The 13434-nt window shown below is 66.7% G+C and carries 18 protein-coding genes; 14 read left to right on the top strand and 4 right to left on the bottom strand.

The window, feature by feature from the left end; translation table 11 throughout:
* The first annotated feature begins 53 nt into the window (after positions 1 to 53).
* From ACK6C6_RS20020 to ACK6C6_RS20000, 5 genes are all read left to right on the top strand, one after another.
* Positions 54 to 494: a thioesterase family protein gene (locus ACK6C6_RS20020; protein ID WP_409268931.1), complete on the top strand. Its 441-nt coding sequence runs from the start codon at positions 54 to 56 to the stop codon at positions 492 to 494.
* A 98-nt stretch (positions 495 to 592) separates the two neighbouring features.
* Positions 593 to 2047, top strand: a complete 1455-nt coding sequence (locus tag ACK6C6_RS20015; protein ID WP_409268929.1) for a UbiA family prenyltransferase — start codon at positions 593 to 595, stop codon at positions 2045 to 2047.
* Positions 2044 to 2238, top strand: coding sequence for a DUF1289 domain-containing protein (locus ACK6C6_RS20010; RefSeq protein ID WP_409268928.1), 195 nt, complete (start codon positions 2044 to 2046; stop codon positions 2236 to 2238). The genes ACK6C6_RS20015 and ACK6C6_RS20010 overlap by 4 nt, the downstream gene beginning before the upstream one ends.
* Before the next feature lies 1 nt (position 2239).
* Positions 2240 to 3151 (top strand): MBL fold metallo-hydrolase, encoded by a 912-nt coding sequence (locus ACK6C6_RS20005; protein WP_409268927.1) that lies wholly within the window; start codon positions 2240 to 2242, stop codon positions 3149 to 3151.
* A 95-nt stretch (positions 3152 to 3246) separates the two neighbouring features.
* Positions 3247 to 4203, top strand: coding sequence for an NAD(P)H-dependent flavin oxidoreductase (locus ACK6C6_RS20000; protein ID WP_409268926.1), 957 nt, complete (start codon positions 3247 to 3249; stop codon positions 4201 to 4203).
* A 107-nt stretch (positions 4204 to 4310) separates the two neighbouring features.
* Here ACK6C6_RS20000 and ACK6C6_RS19995 read toward each other — a convergent pair whose 3' ends face one another.
* The gene (locus ACK6C6_RS19995) at positions 4311 to 4940 is read right to left on the bottom strand and encodes a hypoxanthine-guanine phosphoribosyltransferase (RefSeq protein WP_409268925.1); all 630 of its coding nucleotides are present in this window, start codon (positions 4938 to 4940) and stop codon (positions 4311 to 4313) included.
* Between the two features lie 76 nt (positions 4941 to 5016).
* Positions 5017 to 5367: an MmcQ/YjbR family DNA-binding protein gene (locus ACK6C6_RS19990; protein WP_209589417.1), complete on the bottom strand. Its 351-nt coding sequence runs from the start codon at positions 5365 to 5367 to the stop codon at positions 5017 to 5019.
* A gap of 111 nt (positions 5368 to 5478) precedes the next feature.
* Between ACK6C6_RS19990 and ACK6C6_RS19985 the strand changes: the two genes are divergently transcribed.
* The 7 genes from ACK6C6_RS19985 (at position 5479) to ACK6C6_RS19955 (ending at position 10787) form a co-directional block, all read left to right on the top strand.
* Positions 5479 to 7293 (top strand): aminopeptidase P family protein, encoded by a 1815-nt coding sequence (locus tag ACK6C6_RS19985; protein WP_409268924.1) that lies wholly within the window; start codon positions 5479 to 5481, stop codon positions 7291 to 7293.
* Positions 7293 to 7559: a hypothetical protein gene (locus tag ACK6C6_RS19980; RefSeq protein WP_036216788.1), complete on the top strand. Its 267-nt coding sequence runs from the start codon at positions 7293 to 7295 to the stop codon at positions 7557 to 7559. The genes ACK6C6_RS19985 and ACK6C6_RS19980 overlap by 1 nt, the downstream gene beginning before the upstream one ends.
* A gap of 9 nt (positions 7560 to 7568) precedes the next feature.
* Complete coding sequence (locus tag ACK6C6_RS19975; RefSeq protein ID WP_292044131.1) at positions 7569 to 8312, top strand: MgtC/SapB family protein; 744 nt, start codon at positions 7569 to 7571, stop codon at positions 8310 to 8312.
* Between the two features lie 48 nt (positions 8313 to 8360).
* Complete coding sequence (locus ACK6C6_RS19970; RefSeq protein ID WP_409268922.1) at positions 8361 to 8939, top strand: DUF924 family protein; 579 nt, start codon at positions 8361 to 8363, stop codon at positions 8937 to 8939.
* 1 nt (position 8940) lies between these two features.
* Positions 8941 to 9768 (top strand): Rossmann-like and DUF2520 domain-containing protein, encoded by an 828-nt coding sequence (locus ACK6C6_RS19965; RefSeq protein ID WP_409268920.1) that lies wholly within the window; start codon positions 8941 to 8943, stop codon positions 9766 to 9768.
* A gap of 157 nt (positions 9769 to 9925) precedes the next feature.
* On the top strand, positions 9926 to 10303 hold the full coding sequence (locus ACK6C6_RS19960; RefSeq protein WP_409268919.1) for an MAPEG family protein: 378 nt from the start codon (positions 9926 to 9928) through the stop codon (positions 10301 to 10303).
* 121 nt (positions 10304 to 10424) lie between these two features.
* On the top strand, positions 10425 to 10787 hold the full coding sequence (locus tag ACK6C6_RS19955) for a hypothetical protein (protein ID WP_409268918.1): 363 nt from the start codon (positions 10425 to 10427) through the stop codon (positions 10785 to 10787).
* Here the strand turns inward: ACK6C6_RS19955 and ACK6C6_RS19950 are convergent.
* Entirely contained in the window at positions 10778 to 11365 is a 588-nt protein-coding gene (locus tag ACK6C6_RS19950) for a molybdopterin-dependent oxidoreductase (RefSeq protein WP_409268916.1), read from the bottom strand. The genes ACK6C6_RS19955 and ACK6C6_RS19950 overlap by 10 nt on opposite strands.
* 53 nt (positions 11366 to 11418) lie before the next feature.
* Between ACK6C6_RS19950 and ACK6C6_RS19945 the strand changes: the two genes are divergently transcribed.
* Positions 11419 to 12015, top strand: coding sequence for an alpha-ketoglutarate-dependent dioxygenase AlkB family protein (locus ACK6C6_RS19945; protein ID WP_409268915.1), 597 nt, complete (start codon positions 11419 to 11421; stop codon positions 12013 to 12015).
* A gap of 173 nt (positions 12016 to 12188) precedes the next feature.
* Positions 12189 to 12761, top strand: coding sequence for a porin family protein (locus tag ACK6C6_RS19940; RefSeq protein ID WP_027864610.1), 573 nt, complete (start codon positions 12189 to 12191; stop codon positions 12759 to 12761).
* Between the two features lie 49 nt (positions 12762 to 12810).
* Here ACK6C6_RS19940 and ACK6C6_RS19935 read toward each other — a convergent pair whose 3' ends face one another.
* A complete protein-coding gene (locus ACK6C6_RS19935; RefSeq protein WP_036216782.1) occupies positions 12811 to 13344 on the bottom strand; it encodes an REP-associated tyrosine transposase in 534 nt (177 codons plus the stop codon).
* Between the last annotated feature and the right edge of the window lie 90 nt (positions 13345 to 13434).

Here is a 13434-nt window from a genome sequence, read left to right as displayed (position 1 = left end):
CCCCCATGTCCGTGCAGCAAGCCAGGCAGCGCCGCATGCGCTAAGCTGCACCCATGCATCCTACTTTCCAGCCCGGCCTTCGCTTCGAATGGCACTACACCGTCCCGGAGCGCGCCTGCGTGCCCCAGCTTTACCACGATACCTTGTTTTGCCGCGATATGCCGGATGTGCTGGCCACCGGTTATCTCGTTGGCATGATGGAACTTGCCTGTTTGCACGGAATGATGCCCTACGTCGACTGGCCGCACGAGCAGAGCCTGGGGACCATGGTGAACTTCCGCCACCTGGCGCCGACGCCGCCCGGTATGCGCCTGCGGATCGAGGGCGAAGTGCTGGAAGTGGAGGGGCGCCGGGTGCGTTTCCGGGTCGATGCCTGGGACGAGGTGGAAAAAGTCTGTGAAGGCATCCACGAGCGTCACCTGATCGACCCGGCGCGCTTCAGGGACAAGCTGGCACGCAAGCACGCGCAGTGGCGCGGCAAGCAGCAGGCCTGACGTGGCGCGATGCCTGCGTTCACGTGATGAGCGATAATGCGCGGTCACATTGCAATGATTGATATTTTTGGCTCTCCATGACCTCGGCTGAAACTTCCATGCTGGATTCCCGGCAGGCGCCCATCCCCCTGGTGGTCGACCTCGACGGCACCCTGACCCGGACCGATACCCTGGTCGAGTCCCTGCTCCTGCTGGCCAAGCAGTCCCCGCTCGACCTGTTCAGGCTTCCCCTGTGGCTGGCGCGCGGCCGGGAGACCATGAAGTCCGAAATCGCCCGCCGCGTGACTGTGGCGCCGGAACAACTGCCCTACCGCGAAGAACTGCTCGACTACCTGCGCGCCGAGAAGGCCGCGGGGCGCGAACTGGTGCTGGCCACGGCCGCGCACCATTCGATCGCCGACCGGGTGGCGCAGCACCTCGGTCTGTTCGACCGCGTGCTGGCCACCGACGGCAGCCGCAACCTGAAAGGGGCCAACAAGCTGGCCGCCATCCGCGAGCAAGTGGGACCGGCCTTCGCCTATGCCGGCGACAGCACGGCCGACCTGGCGGTGTGGGAAGGCGCGCAGGCCGCCGTGCTGGTGGGCGCATCGGACAGCCTGGCGCGCACCGTGCGCAGCAGGCATCCGATCGAAAAGGAATTCGAGCAGCCCGCGGCCGGCCTGGGTACCTGGCGCAAGGCCTTGCGCATGCACCAGTGGGCCAAGAACCTGCTGCTGTTCGTCCCGCTGCTGACCGCCTTCTCTTTCCTGCCGGGCGACCTCGCCACCATGCTGCTCGCCTTCCTGTGCTTCTCCACGGCGGCATCGGCCACCTACATCGCGAACGACCTGTGGGACCTCGGCAGCGACCGCGTCCATCCGCGCAAGCGGCTGCGCCCCTTCGCCAGCGGCGCCCTGCCGATCACCTCGGGCGTGGCCGCATCCCTGCTGCTGCTGTGCGGCGCCTTCGGGCTCGCGTTCACGATCAATACCGGTTTCGTGGCCATGCTGCTGGCCTACGTCATCCTGACCACGGCCTACAGCTGGTGGCTCAAGGAGCGCGTGCTGCTCGACGTCCTGATGCTGTCGCTGCTGTACACGATGCGCATCGTCACCGGCTCGGTGGCGGTCGGTATCCACACGACGTCCTGGCTGCTGGCCTTTTCGCTGTTCGTGTTCCTCAGCCTGGCGCTGGTCAAGCGCTGCTCCGAGCTGCAGTCGCTGCAGCAGCGCGGCCACGCCAGCGCGCACGGACGCGACTACCGCGTGGTCGACCTGGCCGTGCTGTGGCCGATGGGACTGGCCTCGGCGCTGGCGGCGGTGGTGGTGCTGGGCCTGTTCATCAATGCGCCCGAGACCGAACAGCGCTACGCCAGCCCGATGCTGCTGTGGGGCCTGGCGGGACTGATGATCTACTGGCTGGGCCGCCTGTGGATCAAGACCGCGCGCGGCGAGATGGACGACGACCCGGTGCTGTATGCGCTGAAGGACCGGGGCAGCCGGCTGGTCGTGGGCCTGATGGTGCTGGTCGCCATCTGCGCCCACTTCATCGACGTCTCGGCGCTGCTGCAATGAAGCCGGAACTGCAAAGCCCCGTCCCCTCTCCCTGCATCAACGTGTGCCAGATGGAGCCCGCCACCGGCCTGTGCCGGGGCTGCCTGCGCACGATCGATGAAATCGTCGCCTGGGGCAGCGCCAGCGACGAGGACAAGCGCGCCGTGTGGGCCGAGATCCGGCGCCGCGAAGCCGAGATCGACTGGGGCTGAGGTGGAACTGCGCCTGCCCCCGTCGATCCACGTCTTCGAGCGCGGCTGGCTCTCGTCCAACAACATCCTGTTCACCGGCGCCGATGACACGGCGCTGGTCGACAGCGGCTACCTGACGCATGCGGCGCAGACCCTGGCGCTGGTGCGCCAGGTGCTCGGTTCGCGCCCGCTCGACCGCCTGCTCAACACCCACCTGCACTCGGACCACTGCGGCGGCAACGCCCTGCTGGCGCATACCTATGGCTGCCGGGTCGCGATCCCGGCGCTGGACGCCCCCAAGGTAGCGGCATGGGACGAAGAGGCGCTCAGCTACCGCGCCACCGGCCAGCAGTGCGCGCGCTTCGGTTTCGACGCCACCCTGGCGCCGGGCGACACGCTGGTGCTGGGCGACCTGCACTGGGTGGTAGCGGCGGCCCCCGGGCACGACCCGCATGCGCTGGTGTTCTTCTGCGAAAGCGAAGGCATCCTCATTTCCGGCGACGCGCTGTGGGAAAACGGCTTCGGCGTGGTGTTCCCGGAACTGGCGGGCGAGCCGGGCTTCGACGAGGTCGGCGCGACCCTCGACCTGATCGCCACCCTGGATGCGCGCGTGGTCATTCCCGGCCATGGCGCGGTGTTCGGCGACGTGCCGGGGGCGCTGGCGCGGGCCAGAACGCGCCTGGACTACCTGAGCGCCGACCCGGTGCGCAATGCGCAGAACGCGGTCAAGGTGCTGCTGAAATTCCTGCTGCTGGAGCGGCGCACGCTGGCGCTAGACGCGCTCCCTGGCCTGCTGGCATCGATCCCGCTGGTGGAGCGGGTGCGCACCGGGGTGCTGGCGATGGCCAAGGACGAACTGGCGCACTGGGCCTGCGCGGCACTGGTGCGCGCCGGCGCCGCCCGCACCGATGGCGGCGCCTTGACTGACGTTTAGAGACAAAAATCTAGCACGATCGTTCTTTTTTCACGGCATAATGCCTTGACTACGTTTGATCAACCGATCAGTTAACCGACCATCGAGAGCCATCCATGACGCTGCCACCCGTGCTGCAAGACCTGTCCCTCCCTGTCATCGCTTCGCCGATGTTCATCGCCAGCGGTCCCGCGCTGGTGGCGGCCCAGTGCAAGGCCGGCATCGTCGGCTCCTTCCCCGCCCTGAACGCGCGCCCGGCCGAGCTGCTGGACACCTGGCTGACGGACCTGCAGCGCGAACTGGCCGCCTACCAGGATGCGAATCCGGGCGTGAAGGTCGGCCCGATCGCGGTGAACCAGATCGTGCATGCCTCGAACGACCGCCTGGCGCACGACGTCGAGGTCTGCGTGAAGCACCAGGTGCCGATCATCATCTCCTCGCTGCGCGCGCCGCCGAAGGAGATGCTCGATGCGGTGCACGCCTACGGCGGCATCGTGATGCACGACGTGGTCTCGATCCGCCACGCGGAAAAGGCGCTGGAAGCCGGCGTGGACGGCCTGATCCTGGTGGCGGCCGGCGCCGGTGGCCATGCGGGCGCGCTGTCGCCCTTCGCGCTGGTGGGCGAGGTGCGCAAGTTCTTCAAGGGTCCGATCGCGCTGTCCGGCTCGATCGCTACCGGCGACGCGATCCTCGCGGCCCAGGCCATGGGCGCCGACTTCGCCTACATCGGCTCGCGCTGGCTGGCGACGAAGGAATCGAACGTCAGCGACGCCTACCGCGACGCGATCGTGGAATCGGCGGCGGCCGACGTGGTGTACACCAACCTGTTCACTGGCGTGCACGGCAACTACCTGAAGAAATCGATCGTGGCCGCCGGGCTCGATCCGGACAACCTGCCGGAATCGGACAAGAGCAAGATGAGCTTTGGCGCCGGCAGCGCCAAGGCCTGGCGCGACATCTGGGGCGCCGGCCAGGGCGTGGGCCTGATGGATGACGTGCCGAGCGTGGCCGAGATGGTCGAGCGCCTGAAGGCCGAATACGCGGCGGCGCGTGCGCGCCTCGGTTTGTCGTAGGGTGGACGGCTCTGCCGTCCGCGCGTTCAAATCCGGCTTGAGCAGATACTGCGGCTATTCTTTAGCTGGTTGAACGCGCGGTCGGCGAAGCCGACCACCCTACGAAATCAGTCGAGGCGCTTCGCGTCGGGGGTAGGGAACGGCGGGGCCGGTTCGTTCGCCGCGCTCAGGTCGTCCTGGTTGATCGACCACAGCCCCGGCAGGTTGCGCCAGTAGTTGTACACGTCCATGCCGAAGCCGACCACGAACTCGTTCGGCAGCGTCAGGCCGACCAGGTCGGCCTTGATCGGCTTGGCGCGTTTCAAATCCTTGTCGGCGAACACCGCGACGACCACTTCGGCCGCGCCCATGTCGAGCAGGCGCTGCTTCACGTGGGCGAGGGTCTCGCCTTCGTCGAGGATGTCGTCGACCACGACGATGGTGCGGCCCGCCACGTCCTGGCGCGGGATGACCTTCCACACGATCTGACCGCCGCGGTCGGCGTCGCCGTAGCGGCTCACGTGGATGTAGTCGAATTCGAGCGGGAAGTCGAGTTGCGGCAGCAGGTGGCCGGTGAACACGACGGCGCCGCCCATCACGCCCAGCACCAGCGGGAAGGACTTCTCGTCGGGATTGCCGAAGCGCTTGTTCAGCTCAGTGGCGACACGCGCCACCGCGGCCTGGACTTCCTCGGGCGTGACGATCTGGGTGGCGTTGGCGAGCAGCGCGCGGGCGCGGTCATGGTGGTAGTCTTGCATGGTCGTTCTGTCTCTGGTGTCGGGATGGCGCTGCGATTATGCGCCAATCAGGTAGGCGGGCGCGTTCCTGTTGGAATCAGGCGCCCTGGATCTCACGCTGCAGCTTGCGGGTGAGCTTGGCGAAAACGAGCTCGTACGAGCGGCGCAGCAGGGCGGCGAACTCCTCGTCGTCGAGCCGGGCCTCCGGCGTCACGAACACCCACTTGGCGCGCGCCAGGTAGGGAGCAGGGAGGATGCCGGGGCGGTCGGTCAGTTCGAGAAAGCGCTCGTCGTCGGCCTTCAGGCTGAAGCCGGTCGAGGGGCCGTCCTTGTTGGTGACGGCAAACATCTTGGCGCCGACCGAAAAGACGGTGTCGTGGTCCCACTTGGTGTCTTCAGTGCAGCCGGGGAAGCTGCGGCAGAGTGCCTTTGCCGCTTCAAAATCCATTCTGTCTCCTGTGCCGGCGTGTGCGCCGGTCGTTTGTTCGTCTCGGACAACATTGTAACGCGCCGTTCGGCGTATCATACGTGGCTAGGATAACAACCCAAGACCCAAGCCATGTCCACTGAATTTGAACAAGTCCGCAGCAAGCGCCTGGCCCAGCTGCGCAGCGCAATGGCGCGTGCCGGCATCGACGCCTATGTCGTGCCTTCGAGCGACCCGCACCTGTCGGAATACCTGCCCGGGCACTGGAAGGGCAGGGAGTGGCTGTCGGGCTTCACCGGCTCGGTCGGCACCTTCATCGCCACCGCCAACTTTGCCGGCGTCTGGACCGATGGCCGCTACTGGACCCAGGCCGAGACCGAGCTGGCCGGCAGCGAGATCGCCCTGATGAAGATTCCGGGTGCGGCAAGCCAGATGCACGTGGACTGGCTGGCGGCCAACCTGAGCACCGGCCAGACCGTCGCGGTGGATGCGCGCGTGCTCGGCCTGGCCGGCGCGCGCCTCTTGTCGGACGCACTGTCGGCCAAGGGCATCGCGCTGCGTACCGATATCGACCTGCTCGACGAGGTGTGGCAGGACCGCCCGGCATTGCCGGCCGACCCGGTGTTCGAGCACCTGCCGCCCTACGCGACGATGAGCCGTGCCGACAAGCTGGCCGCGACCCGCGCCGCGATGGAGCAGCACGGCGCCGGCTTCCATGTCATCTCGACGCTGGACGACATCGCCTACCTGTTCAACCTGCGCGGCGCCGACGTCAGCTTCAATCCGGTGTTCCTGGCGCATGCGCTGATCGGCCGCGCCGATGCGACCCTGTTCGTGGGCGAAGGCAAGGTGCCGGCTGAGGTGCGTGCGCGTCTCGAGTCCGACGGCGTACACCTGGCGCCGTATGCGAATGCCGCCACCGCGCTGGCGGCGCTGCCGGACGGCGCCACCCTGCTGCTCGACCCGCGCCGGGTGACCGCCGGCATGCGCGCCGCGGTTGCGCAGGGCGTGAACGTGGTGGAAGCGATCAACCCGACCACCTTCGCCAAGTCGCGCAAGCTCGATAGCGAAGCCGTCAACGTGCGCGCCGCCATGGAGCAGGACGGCGCGGCGCTGTGCGAGTTCTTCTCCTGGCTGGAAGCCGAACTGGCCAACCCGGGCCGTGCGCCGCTGGACGAAGTCGCGATCGACACCCACATCACGGCAAGCCGTGCGCGCCGTCCCAACTTCATCAGCCCGAGCTTCTCGACCATCGCCGGCTTCAACAGCAACGGCGCGATCATGCACTACCGCGCCGCGCAAGAGACTTGCGCGACGATCGAGGGCGACGGCCTGCTGCTGATCGATTCGGGCGGCCAGTACCTGGGCGGTACCACCGACATCACGCGCGTGATCCCGGTCGGCACCCCGAGCGAAGCGCAGAAGCGCGACTACACGCTGGTGCTGAAGGGCCTGATCAACCTGTCCGCGACGCGCTTCCCGCGCGGCACCCGTTCGCCGATGCTGGACGCGATCGCGCGCGCGCCGATCTGGGCCGCCGGCATCGACTACGGCCACGGCACCGGCCACGGCGTCGGCTACTTCCTGAATGTGCACGAAGGTCCGCAGACCATTTCGCCAGCAGTGCCGCCGGACCCGCACACCGCGATGGAGCCGGGCATGATCACCTCGATCGAGCCGGGCATCTACCGCCCGGGCCGCTGGGGCATCCGCATCGAGAACCTGGTGCTGAACCGGGTGGTGGACAATACCGAGTTCGGCGAATACCTGGGCTTCGAGACGCTCACCCTGTGCCCGATCGACACCCGTCCGCTGGATCGCTCGCTTCTGCGCGAAGACGAAATCGCGTGGCTGAACGCCTACCACGCCACGGTGCGTGCACGCCTCGAGCAGCACGTGACCGGCACGGCGCGCGACTGGCTCTTGACACGCACGGAGGCGATCTGATGGCGAGCTCCCGTTCCACCCGCGCCAGCGCGGCGGTCGAGCGCCTCAAGAAGCGCACCGGGAATGCCGCGTATTCGATGGCGCGCACCGGCGACGGGCTGTTCTACCTGTCCGAAGCCCCGGGCGCGCCCGCGCTCAATGCGCCGCTCGAGCTGGACGACTTCGTCGCCTTCGTGAACGGCCTCGGCCCGCAGGAGGTCAAGCGGATCAGCAAGCACGACGAGGCATTCGAGAAGCAGCTGGTGCGCAAGAAGCCGGGAGCGTGACGACCCGCCATGCCCTCGAATGCCCTGCTAGCTGCCTACTGGTCCGAATCCAGCATCATCACCAATGGCCTGATCCTGCTGCACCTGGCCGGCGCGCTGGCGCTCGGCCTGCTGGTCGGCTATGAACGCGCCTACCACGGCCGCGCCGCCGGCATGCGCACCTATGGCCTGGTGTGCATGGCCTCGGCCGCGCTGACCATCCTGGCCGGCTACCCGGACTTCTGGTACGGCGGCCATGGCGGCGTGCTGGCGCCGGTCGACCCGACCCGCATCATCCAGGGCGTAGTGACCGGCATCGGCTTCCTCGGCGCCGGCGTCATCATGCGCGAGGGCTTCAACATCAGCGGCCTGACCACGGCCGCCTCGATCTGGGCCTCGTCCGCGATCGGCATCCTGGTCGGCGTCGGCTTCTACCTGGCGGCCATGGGCCTGGCCTTCTTCTCGGGCATGATCATGATCTACCTGAACCGCCTGGAAACCATCCTGCCTTCGCGCCATGCGGTGGCGGTGCGCATGCGCTTCAAGCCGCAGGTGATGCCGCGCGAAGAGATCCTGCGCCAGGCCGCGCTGGAGCGCGGCTACGAGATCGCGGGCAGCTCCCTCACCATCAGCAGCGACGAAGGCCGCCAGGAATGGCGCTTCGTGGCGCTGGCGCTGTCGAACCGCAGCGGCGCGCCCTTGTCGGAACTGGCACAGGAGCTGGCCGCCTTCGAGGGACTGGAAGCCTTCCAGCTGTCGCACGCCCGTAATTAAGAAAAATCCAACAACAATAAGTCAGTTTATTCAGAACTGGGGTCATCAATGCAAGCACAAGACGTTCTCGATTTCTGGTTCCTGCCGGAAGGCAGCGAAGGCCATGGCAAACAGCGCATCGAATGGTTCCGGAAGGACGAGGCCTTCGACGCGGCGCTGCGCGAGCGCTTCGGCGCCCTCATCCACCAGGCGCTGGCGGGCGGGCTGCGCGAATGGGACGAGCTCGGGCCGCGCGGCGCGCTGGCGCGCATCCTCGTGCTCGACCAGTTCACCCGCAACGCCTTCCGCGGCAAGCCGGAATCCTTCGCCGGTGACACGCTGGCGCTGGCCAGCGCGCAGCAGCTGGTGGATTCGGGCGAGCACTTGATGCTCTCTCCGGTCGAGCGCCAGTTCGTCTACATGCCCTTCGAGCATGCGGAGGACGCGCGCATGCAGGAGCAGGCCGTGACCCTGTTCACCGAGCTGGCCGGCCAGCACGAAGGTTTCGCCGAGGCGCTGGATTACGCGCACCGCCACCGCGGCGTGATCGCCCGCTTCGGCCGCTTCCCGCACCGTAACACCATCCTCGGCCGCGCCTCCTCGCCGGAAGAGCTGGCCTACCTCGCGCTTCCCGGCTCCGGCTTCTGAGGTGGCGACGCTGAACCTGGTGGGCGCCGGCCACGTCGGCCGCGCGCTTGGGCGCCTGTTCGCGGCCGGCGGCGCCTTCACCGTGCAGGACGTCCTGACCCGCAACGCCGCCAGCGCCCGCGAGGCGGTCGATTTCATCGGCGCCGGCCAGGCCTGCACCACGCTGGCGCAGATGCGCCCGGCCCGGGTGTGGATGCTGGCCGTGGGCGACGACGCCATCGTGCCCGCCTGCGAGGCGCTGGCGGCGCGCGGGCAGCTGGCGGGAGCGGTCGTGTTCCACTGCAGCGGCGCCAAGGCCTCCGGCGAATTGCAGGCGGCGCGCGCGGCCGGCGCCCACGTCGCCAGCGTGCATCCGGTGCGCAGCTTCGCCGACCCGCAAGCCGTGGCCGCGGATTTCGCCGGTACCTTCTGCGGCATCGAGGGCGACCAGGAAGCGCTGGCGCTGCTGGAGCCGGCCTTTGCGGCGATCGGTGCGCGCCTGGTGCGCATCGACCCGGCCGCCAAGACGGTCTACCACGCGGCCGCGGTGTTCGCGTCGAATTACCTGGTGACGGTGGTCGACGCCGCCCTGCGCGCCTATGAGGCGTCCGGCGTGCCGGCGGAGGTGGCGCGCGAACTGGCGCGGCCGCTCGCCACCGAAGCCCTGGCCAACGTGTTCCGCCTGGGCCCGGAAGCGGCGCTCAGCGGACCGGTGGCGCGCGGCGACTTCGCCACCGTGGCGCGCCAGCAGGAGGCAGTCACGCGCTGGGATGCCGCCACCGGCCGCCTGTACGAAGCGCTGGTGCCGCCGACCGCCGAGCTGGCGCGCCGCAAGCACGGCGAATCCTGAACTTATCCAGGGCTTGTCCAGCGCTTTTCCACGGGATATCCCACCCCTTATCCAGCGCTTGTCCAGGCCCTTATCCAAGGTTTATCCACGCGCTTTTCCCCGGTTTTTCCAAGGCCTTTCCATGTTCTTATCCAAAGCTTTATCCACAGGAGTTCCGATGTTCTTCACCGCCTGGGCCACCCTGGCCGCGCTCGGCGTCTATTTCTGGACCGGCGTGAATGCCGGCCGTGCCCGCATCCGCCACGATGTGCCGGCGCCGATGATGGAAGGGCCGGAAGAGTTCCTGCGCTGCCAGCGCGTACAGGCCAATACCCTCGAACAGTTGCCCCTGGTGCTGGTGCCGCTGTGGCTGTGCGCCTTCTACCTGGGCGACCTGTGGGCGGCGGCCGGCGGCCTGCTGTGGTGCCTGGGCCGCATCGCCTACGCGCTCGGCTACTACCGCGATCCGGCGAAGCGCGAACTGGGCTTTATTACGGGGATGCTGGCTTGCGCGTTGTTAATTGGCGGCACCGTATCGGGCCTGTTACTGCGCTAACGCCAAAAAAGTGCATACAGTCATCGACAAAGTTCCCGTAGAGCAATAAGCTAGGACGCTGATACCAATAACCGGTCCGCCCGCCAGCATGGCCGCGCGGGCAAGAGGAGAAGGAGAACCTATGCTGTTCCTGAAGAGCACCAGCGTCACCAAGGCCCCTGGCATTTATGAAGTCGACGTTGCCGCCAAACCGCCGGGCAAGACCTTCGGTGTCTTCCTGGCGACCGATCCGGACAATCCGCCGCAAACCGTGCTGGCGGGCCTGGCCGAACTCGGCTTCAAGAACACCCACCAGCAGAGCTATGTTCACAAGGACAAGGGCAAGGTGCTAGACCTGCACTTCCAGAAGGACGGCACCGACCTGTTCAACGGCTGGAAAGCCGAGGAATGCAAGGTCAACCTGGCGGCGATCGAAGCCCTGTTCGGCAATGTCGGCGTGACCGTCACGCCGCGCGTCATGAGTTTGGCGGAAGCCTACGCCTGATCCGCTGATACCTCGATGTGATACAGCGCCCAGGGGCAAGCCCCGAAGCGCTCCCTGACCGGCCGCGCCGCCATCTCCGGCACGCGGTCCGCGTCGTACACCGCCCACAAGGGCCCCAATCCGCCCAGTGCCATCGGCTGCCCGTCGAGATGGGTCGCGAGGATGAATTTCCAGGCACGCAGCTGGCCCATCGGGACGGCGGCGGCATAGCCGTCCACCGCACGCAGGAGGACCTTGCCGGTGTCGCCGGCACGCACACCGGCCAGGGCCAGTACCTCAAGCAGCAGCGGTCCGCGCAGGGTATGCGGCTTGCCGTCGTATTCCAGCGTCGGCCGGATCGTCTGGACAGGCAAGGCCGCGATCGCCGCGAAATCCAGCGCGAAGGCGCGCGTGAATGCCAGCTTCTGCTTGAACATCATCTGGTCGCGGACCGGGTCGAGGGCAGCGCGGTTGCTGCGCTTGATATCCCCCGTGATGGTGAGCAGGGCAGGTCCGCCGGCCGGCGCCGTGGCCGGCGCGGCAATGGCGGGCAGGGCGCCGGAGGCAAGTGCCGCGCCCAGGAAGTGACGTTTGTCCATGCGAAAATAAGGTGATGGCGGAAAACCGTCATCATAGCCACAGATATTGCACAATGGACTTGTTTACCTCAGCCAGCACGCTTGCCCCGATTCCCATCCGCGATGGGGAACTGGCCTTCCTGCCCCAGTTGCCGCTGCCCTGGCCGAACCAGGTGGTGCTGGCGCGCCTGATCGAAGAAACCGCCTGGCGCGAGGAAACCGTCGTCGTCTACGGCAAACGCCACCTGCAGCCGCGCCTGAGCGCCTGGCATGGCGAGAAGGGCTACCGCTATTCGGGCCTGAGCCTGGCGCCGCTGCCGTTCACGCCGCTGCTCGACACCATCCGCCGCGCAGCCGAGGCCGCCACCGGCCGGCGCTACAACAGCGTACTCCTGAACTATTACCGCGACGGCCGGGACAGCATGGGCATGCACAGCGACGATGAACCGGAGCTGGGCCCGCAGCCGGCCATCGCCTCGGTCAGTTTCGGCGCGACCAGGCCCTTCGTCCTGCGCCACAAACGCACGAAAGAGACCCTGAAACTGCCGCTGACGGATGGCAGCCTGCTGTTCATGGCCGGCCCGATGCAGGCCAACTGGATGCACGGGATCAACAAAACGGCCAAGCCCGTCGGCGCGCGCCTGAACCTAACTTTCCGCAACATCGCCTAATCAGCATGCTACTTTCCGTATCTTTTCGGAGAATTATCTAACGCTTGAGTCAGTAATTTACAACTGCTTACAGTTTTTACGGCCCTGGGACTTTAATAAAGCGGAACCGATGCTACCTTGGCAGTATCGCGATTCAATGGGAATCGCGAACCAGCCAAAGTAAAAGGATTCGCATGAAAAAGCTCATCGTTGCACTGATCGCATCCGCGGCCGCCATGTCGGCGGCCCAGGCCCAGACCACCGCGCCACGCGCCTATGTCGGCGCCGGTGTGGCAAGCGCCGATCATGACTTCAAGATGTCCGGCGCGACCAATGTCGATACCGAAGGCTACAAGGCCTCCGGCAAGATCTTCGGCGGCTATGAGTTCGACCAGAACTGGGGTGTCGAAGCGGGCTATACCGACTTCCGCAAGTCGGACGTCAATTATTCGATCGGCGGCGTGAACAACCGCGGCGAGACCGATGGCCACGCCTTCTACCTGGCGGCCAAGGCCACCCTGCCGGTCAACGAACAGTTCTCGGTCTACGGCAAGCTCGGCGCGGCGCGTACCAAGAGCGAGCTGGAACTGATCAATGCCTCGCAAAACATGAGCCGCAGCAAGACCGAGGCTTATGGCGCGCTCGGCGCGGAGTACAAGCTGAACCAGAACGTGTCGCTGATCGGCGAATACGAGCGCTATGGCAAGAGCAAGGACTTCGGTGCGAAGGCCGACGTCTGGACCATCGGCGCCAAGTACGCTTTCTAAACGCCCATCGCTTTAAGGACAAAAGGCCCTGCGGGGCCTTTTGTTTTTCCTACAAGCGCGCGTAACCGTGCGGCTGCGGGCGGTGTACCCAGGGCGGCACGACCAGTTCCGGCGCCGGCATCGCGTGGCCGCTACTCAGGAAGCGGTGCAGCGAGGACCACGGCCACTCGCGCGGATGGCTGCAGAAGCCGTGGCGTACCGCATCGAGGTGGGTGTAGTCGACCAGCGCCGCGTACTCGTCGTCGTCGCCGACCCGGTAGTGCTGGTAGTGGCGTTCCCAGATCGTGCCGTCGGCCGCCTCCGGCATGGTGGACTTGCGCAAGGCTTTGGAAAAGGCGATCTTGACCGCGCGCCAGCGGCTCGAGCAGTCGTGGTCGCCCGGCGGCAGCGTCCACATCGCATGCGCATGGTCCGGCAGGACCACCCAGGCATCGACATGGAAGGGCTTGCGCACGCGCGCCAGGCGCATCGCTTCGCCAAAGGCGGAGATATGGTCTGTCAACAAGGTGCTGCCGCGTTCGAGCAAGCGCACCGTGAAAAAGAAGGTCCCGCCCGGGACGCGGTTGTTGCGGTAATCAATCATAGGCGTCGTCAGTCCACGCCTTGCAAAGGCAGCGGACATCGCAGGCCATAGGGCCTAATCGCCAAGGATTTTACACACGGCGGTTTGTTC

This window comes from Massilia sp. BHUDP2, assembly GCF_046236355.1.
Lineage (GTDB): Bacteria > Pseudomonadota > Gammaproteobacteria > Burkholderiales > Burkholderiaceae_D > Telluria > Telluria varians.
Note: the sequence above shows the minus strand (reverse complement) of the source record. Positions and strands in the feature narration are given on the sequence as shown.

Excerpts from the sequence above, each read along its gene's own strand:
- ACK6C6_RS20020 (WP_409268931.1), top strand. The coding sequence starts at position 54 with ATGCATCCTACTTTCCAGCCCGGCCTTCGCTTCGAATGGCACTACACC.
- ACK6C6_RS20015 (WP_409268929.1), top strand. The coding sequence starts at position 593 with ATGCTGGATTCCCGGCAGGCGCCCATCCCCCTGGTGGTCGACCTCGAC.
- ACK6C6_RS20010 (WP_409268928.1), top strand. The coding sequence starts at position 2,044 with ATGAAGCCGGAACTGCAAAGCCCCGTCCCCTCTCCCTGCATCAACGTG.
- ACK6C6_RS20000 (WP_409268926.1), top strand. The coding sequence starts at position 3,247 with ATGACGCTGCCACCCGTGCTGCAAGACCTGTCCCTCCCTGTCATCGCT.
- ACK6C6_RS19995 (WP_409268925.1), bottom strand. The coding sequence starts at position 4,940 with ATGCAAGACTACCACCATGACCGCGCCCGCGCGCTGCTCGCCAACGCC.
- ACK6C6_RS19990 (WP_209589417.1), bottom strand. The coding sequence starts at position 5,367 with ATGGATTTTGAAGCGGCAAAGGCACTCTGCCGCAGCTTCCCCGGCTGC.
- ACK6C6_RS19985 (WP_409268924.1), top strand. The coding sequence starts at position 5,479 with ATGTCCACTGAATTTGAACAAGTCCGCAGCAAGCGCCTGGCCCAGCTG.
- ACK6C6_RS19980 (WP_036216788.1), top strand. The coding sequence starts at position 7,293 with ATGGCGAGCTCCCGTTCCACCCGCGCCAGCGCGGCGGTCGAGCGCCTC.
- ACK6C6_RS19975 (WP_292044131.1), top strand. The coding sequence starts at position 7,569 with ATGCCCTCGAATGCCCTGCTAGCTGCCTACTGGTCCGAATCCAGCATC.
- ACK6C6_RS19970 (WP_409268922.1), top strand. The coding sequence starts at position 8,361 with ATGCAAGCACAAGACGTTCTCGATTTCTGGTTCCTGCCGGAAGGCAGC.
- ACK6C6_RS19960 (WP_409268919.1), top strand. The coding sequence starts at position 9,926 with ATGTTCTTCACCGCCTGGGCCACCCTGGCCGCGCTCGGCGTCTATTTC.
- ACK6C6_RS19955 (WP_409268918.1), top strand. The coding sequence starts at position 10,425 with ATGCTGTTCCTGAAGAGCACCAGCGTCACCAAGGCCCCTGGCATTTAT.
- ACK6C6_RS19950 (WP_409268916.1), bottom strand. The coding sequence starts at position 11,365 with ATGGACAAACGTCACTTCCTGGGCGCGGCACTTGCCTCCGGCGCCCTG.
- ACK6C6_RS19945 (WP_409268915.1), top strand. The coding sequence starts at position 11,419 with ATGGACTTGTTTACCTCAGCCAGCACGCTTGCCCCGATTCCCATCCGC.
- ACK6C6_RS19940 (WP_027864610.1), top strand. The coding sequence starts at position 12,189 with ATGAAAAAGCTCATCGTTGCACTGATCGCATCCGCGGCCGCCATGTCG.
- ACK6C6_RS19935 (WP_036216782.1), bottom strand. The coding sequence starts at position 13,344 with ATGATTGATTACCGCAACAACCGCGTCCCGGGCGGGACCTTCTTTTTC.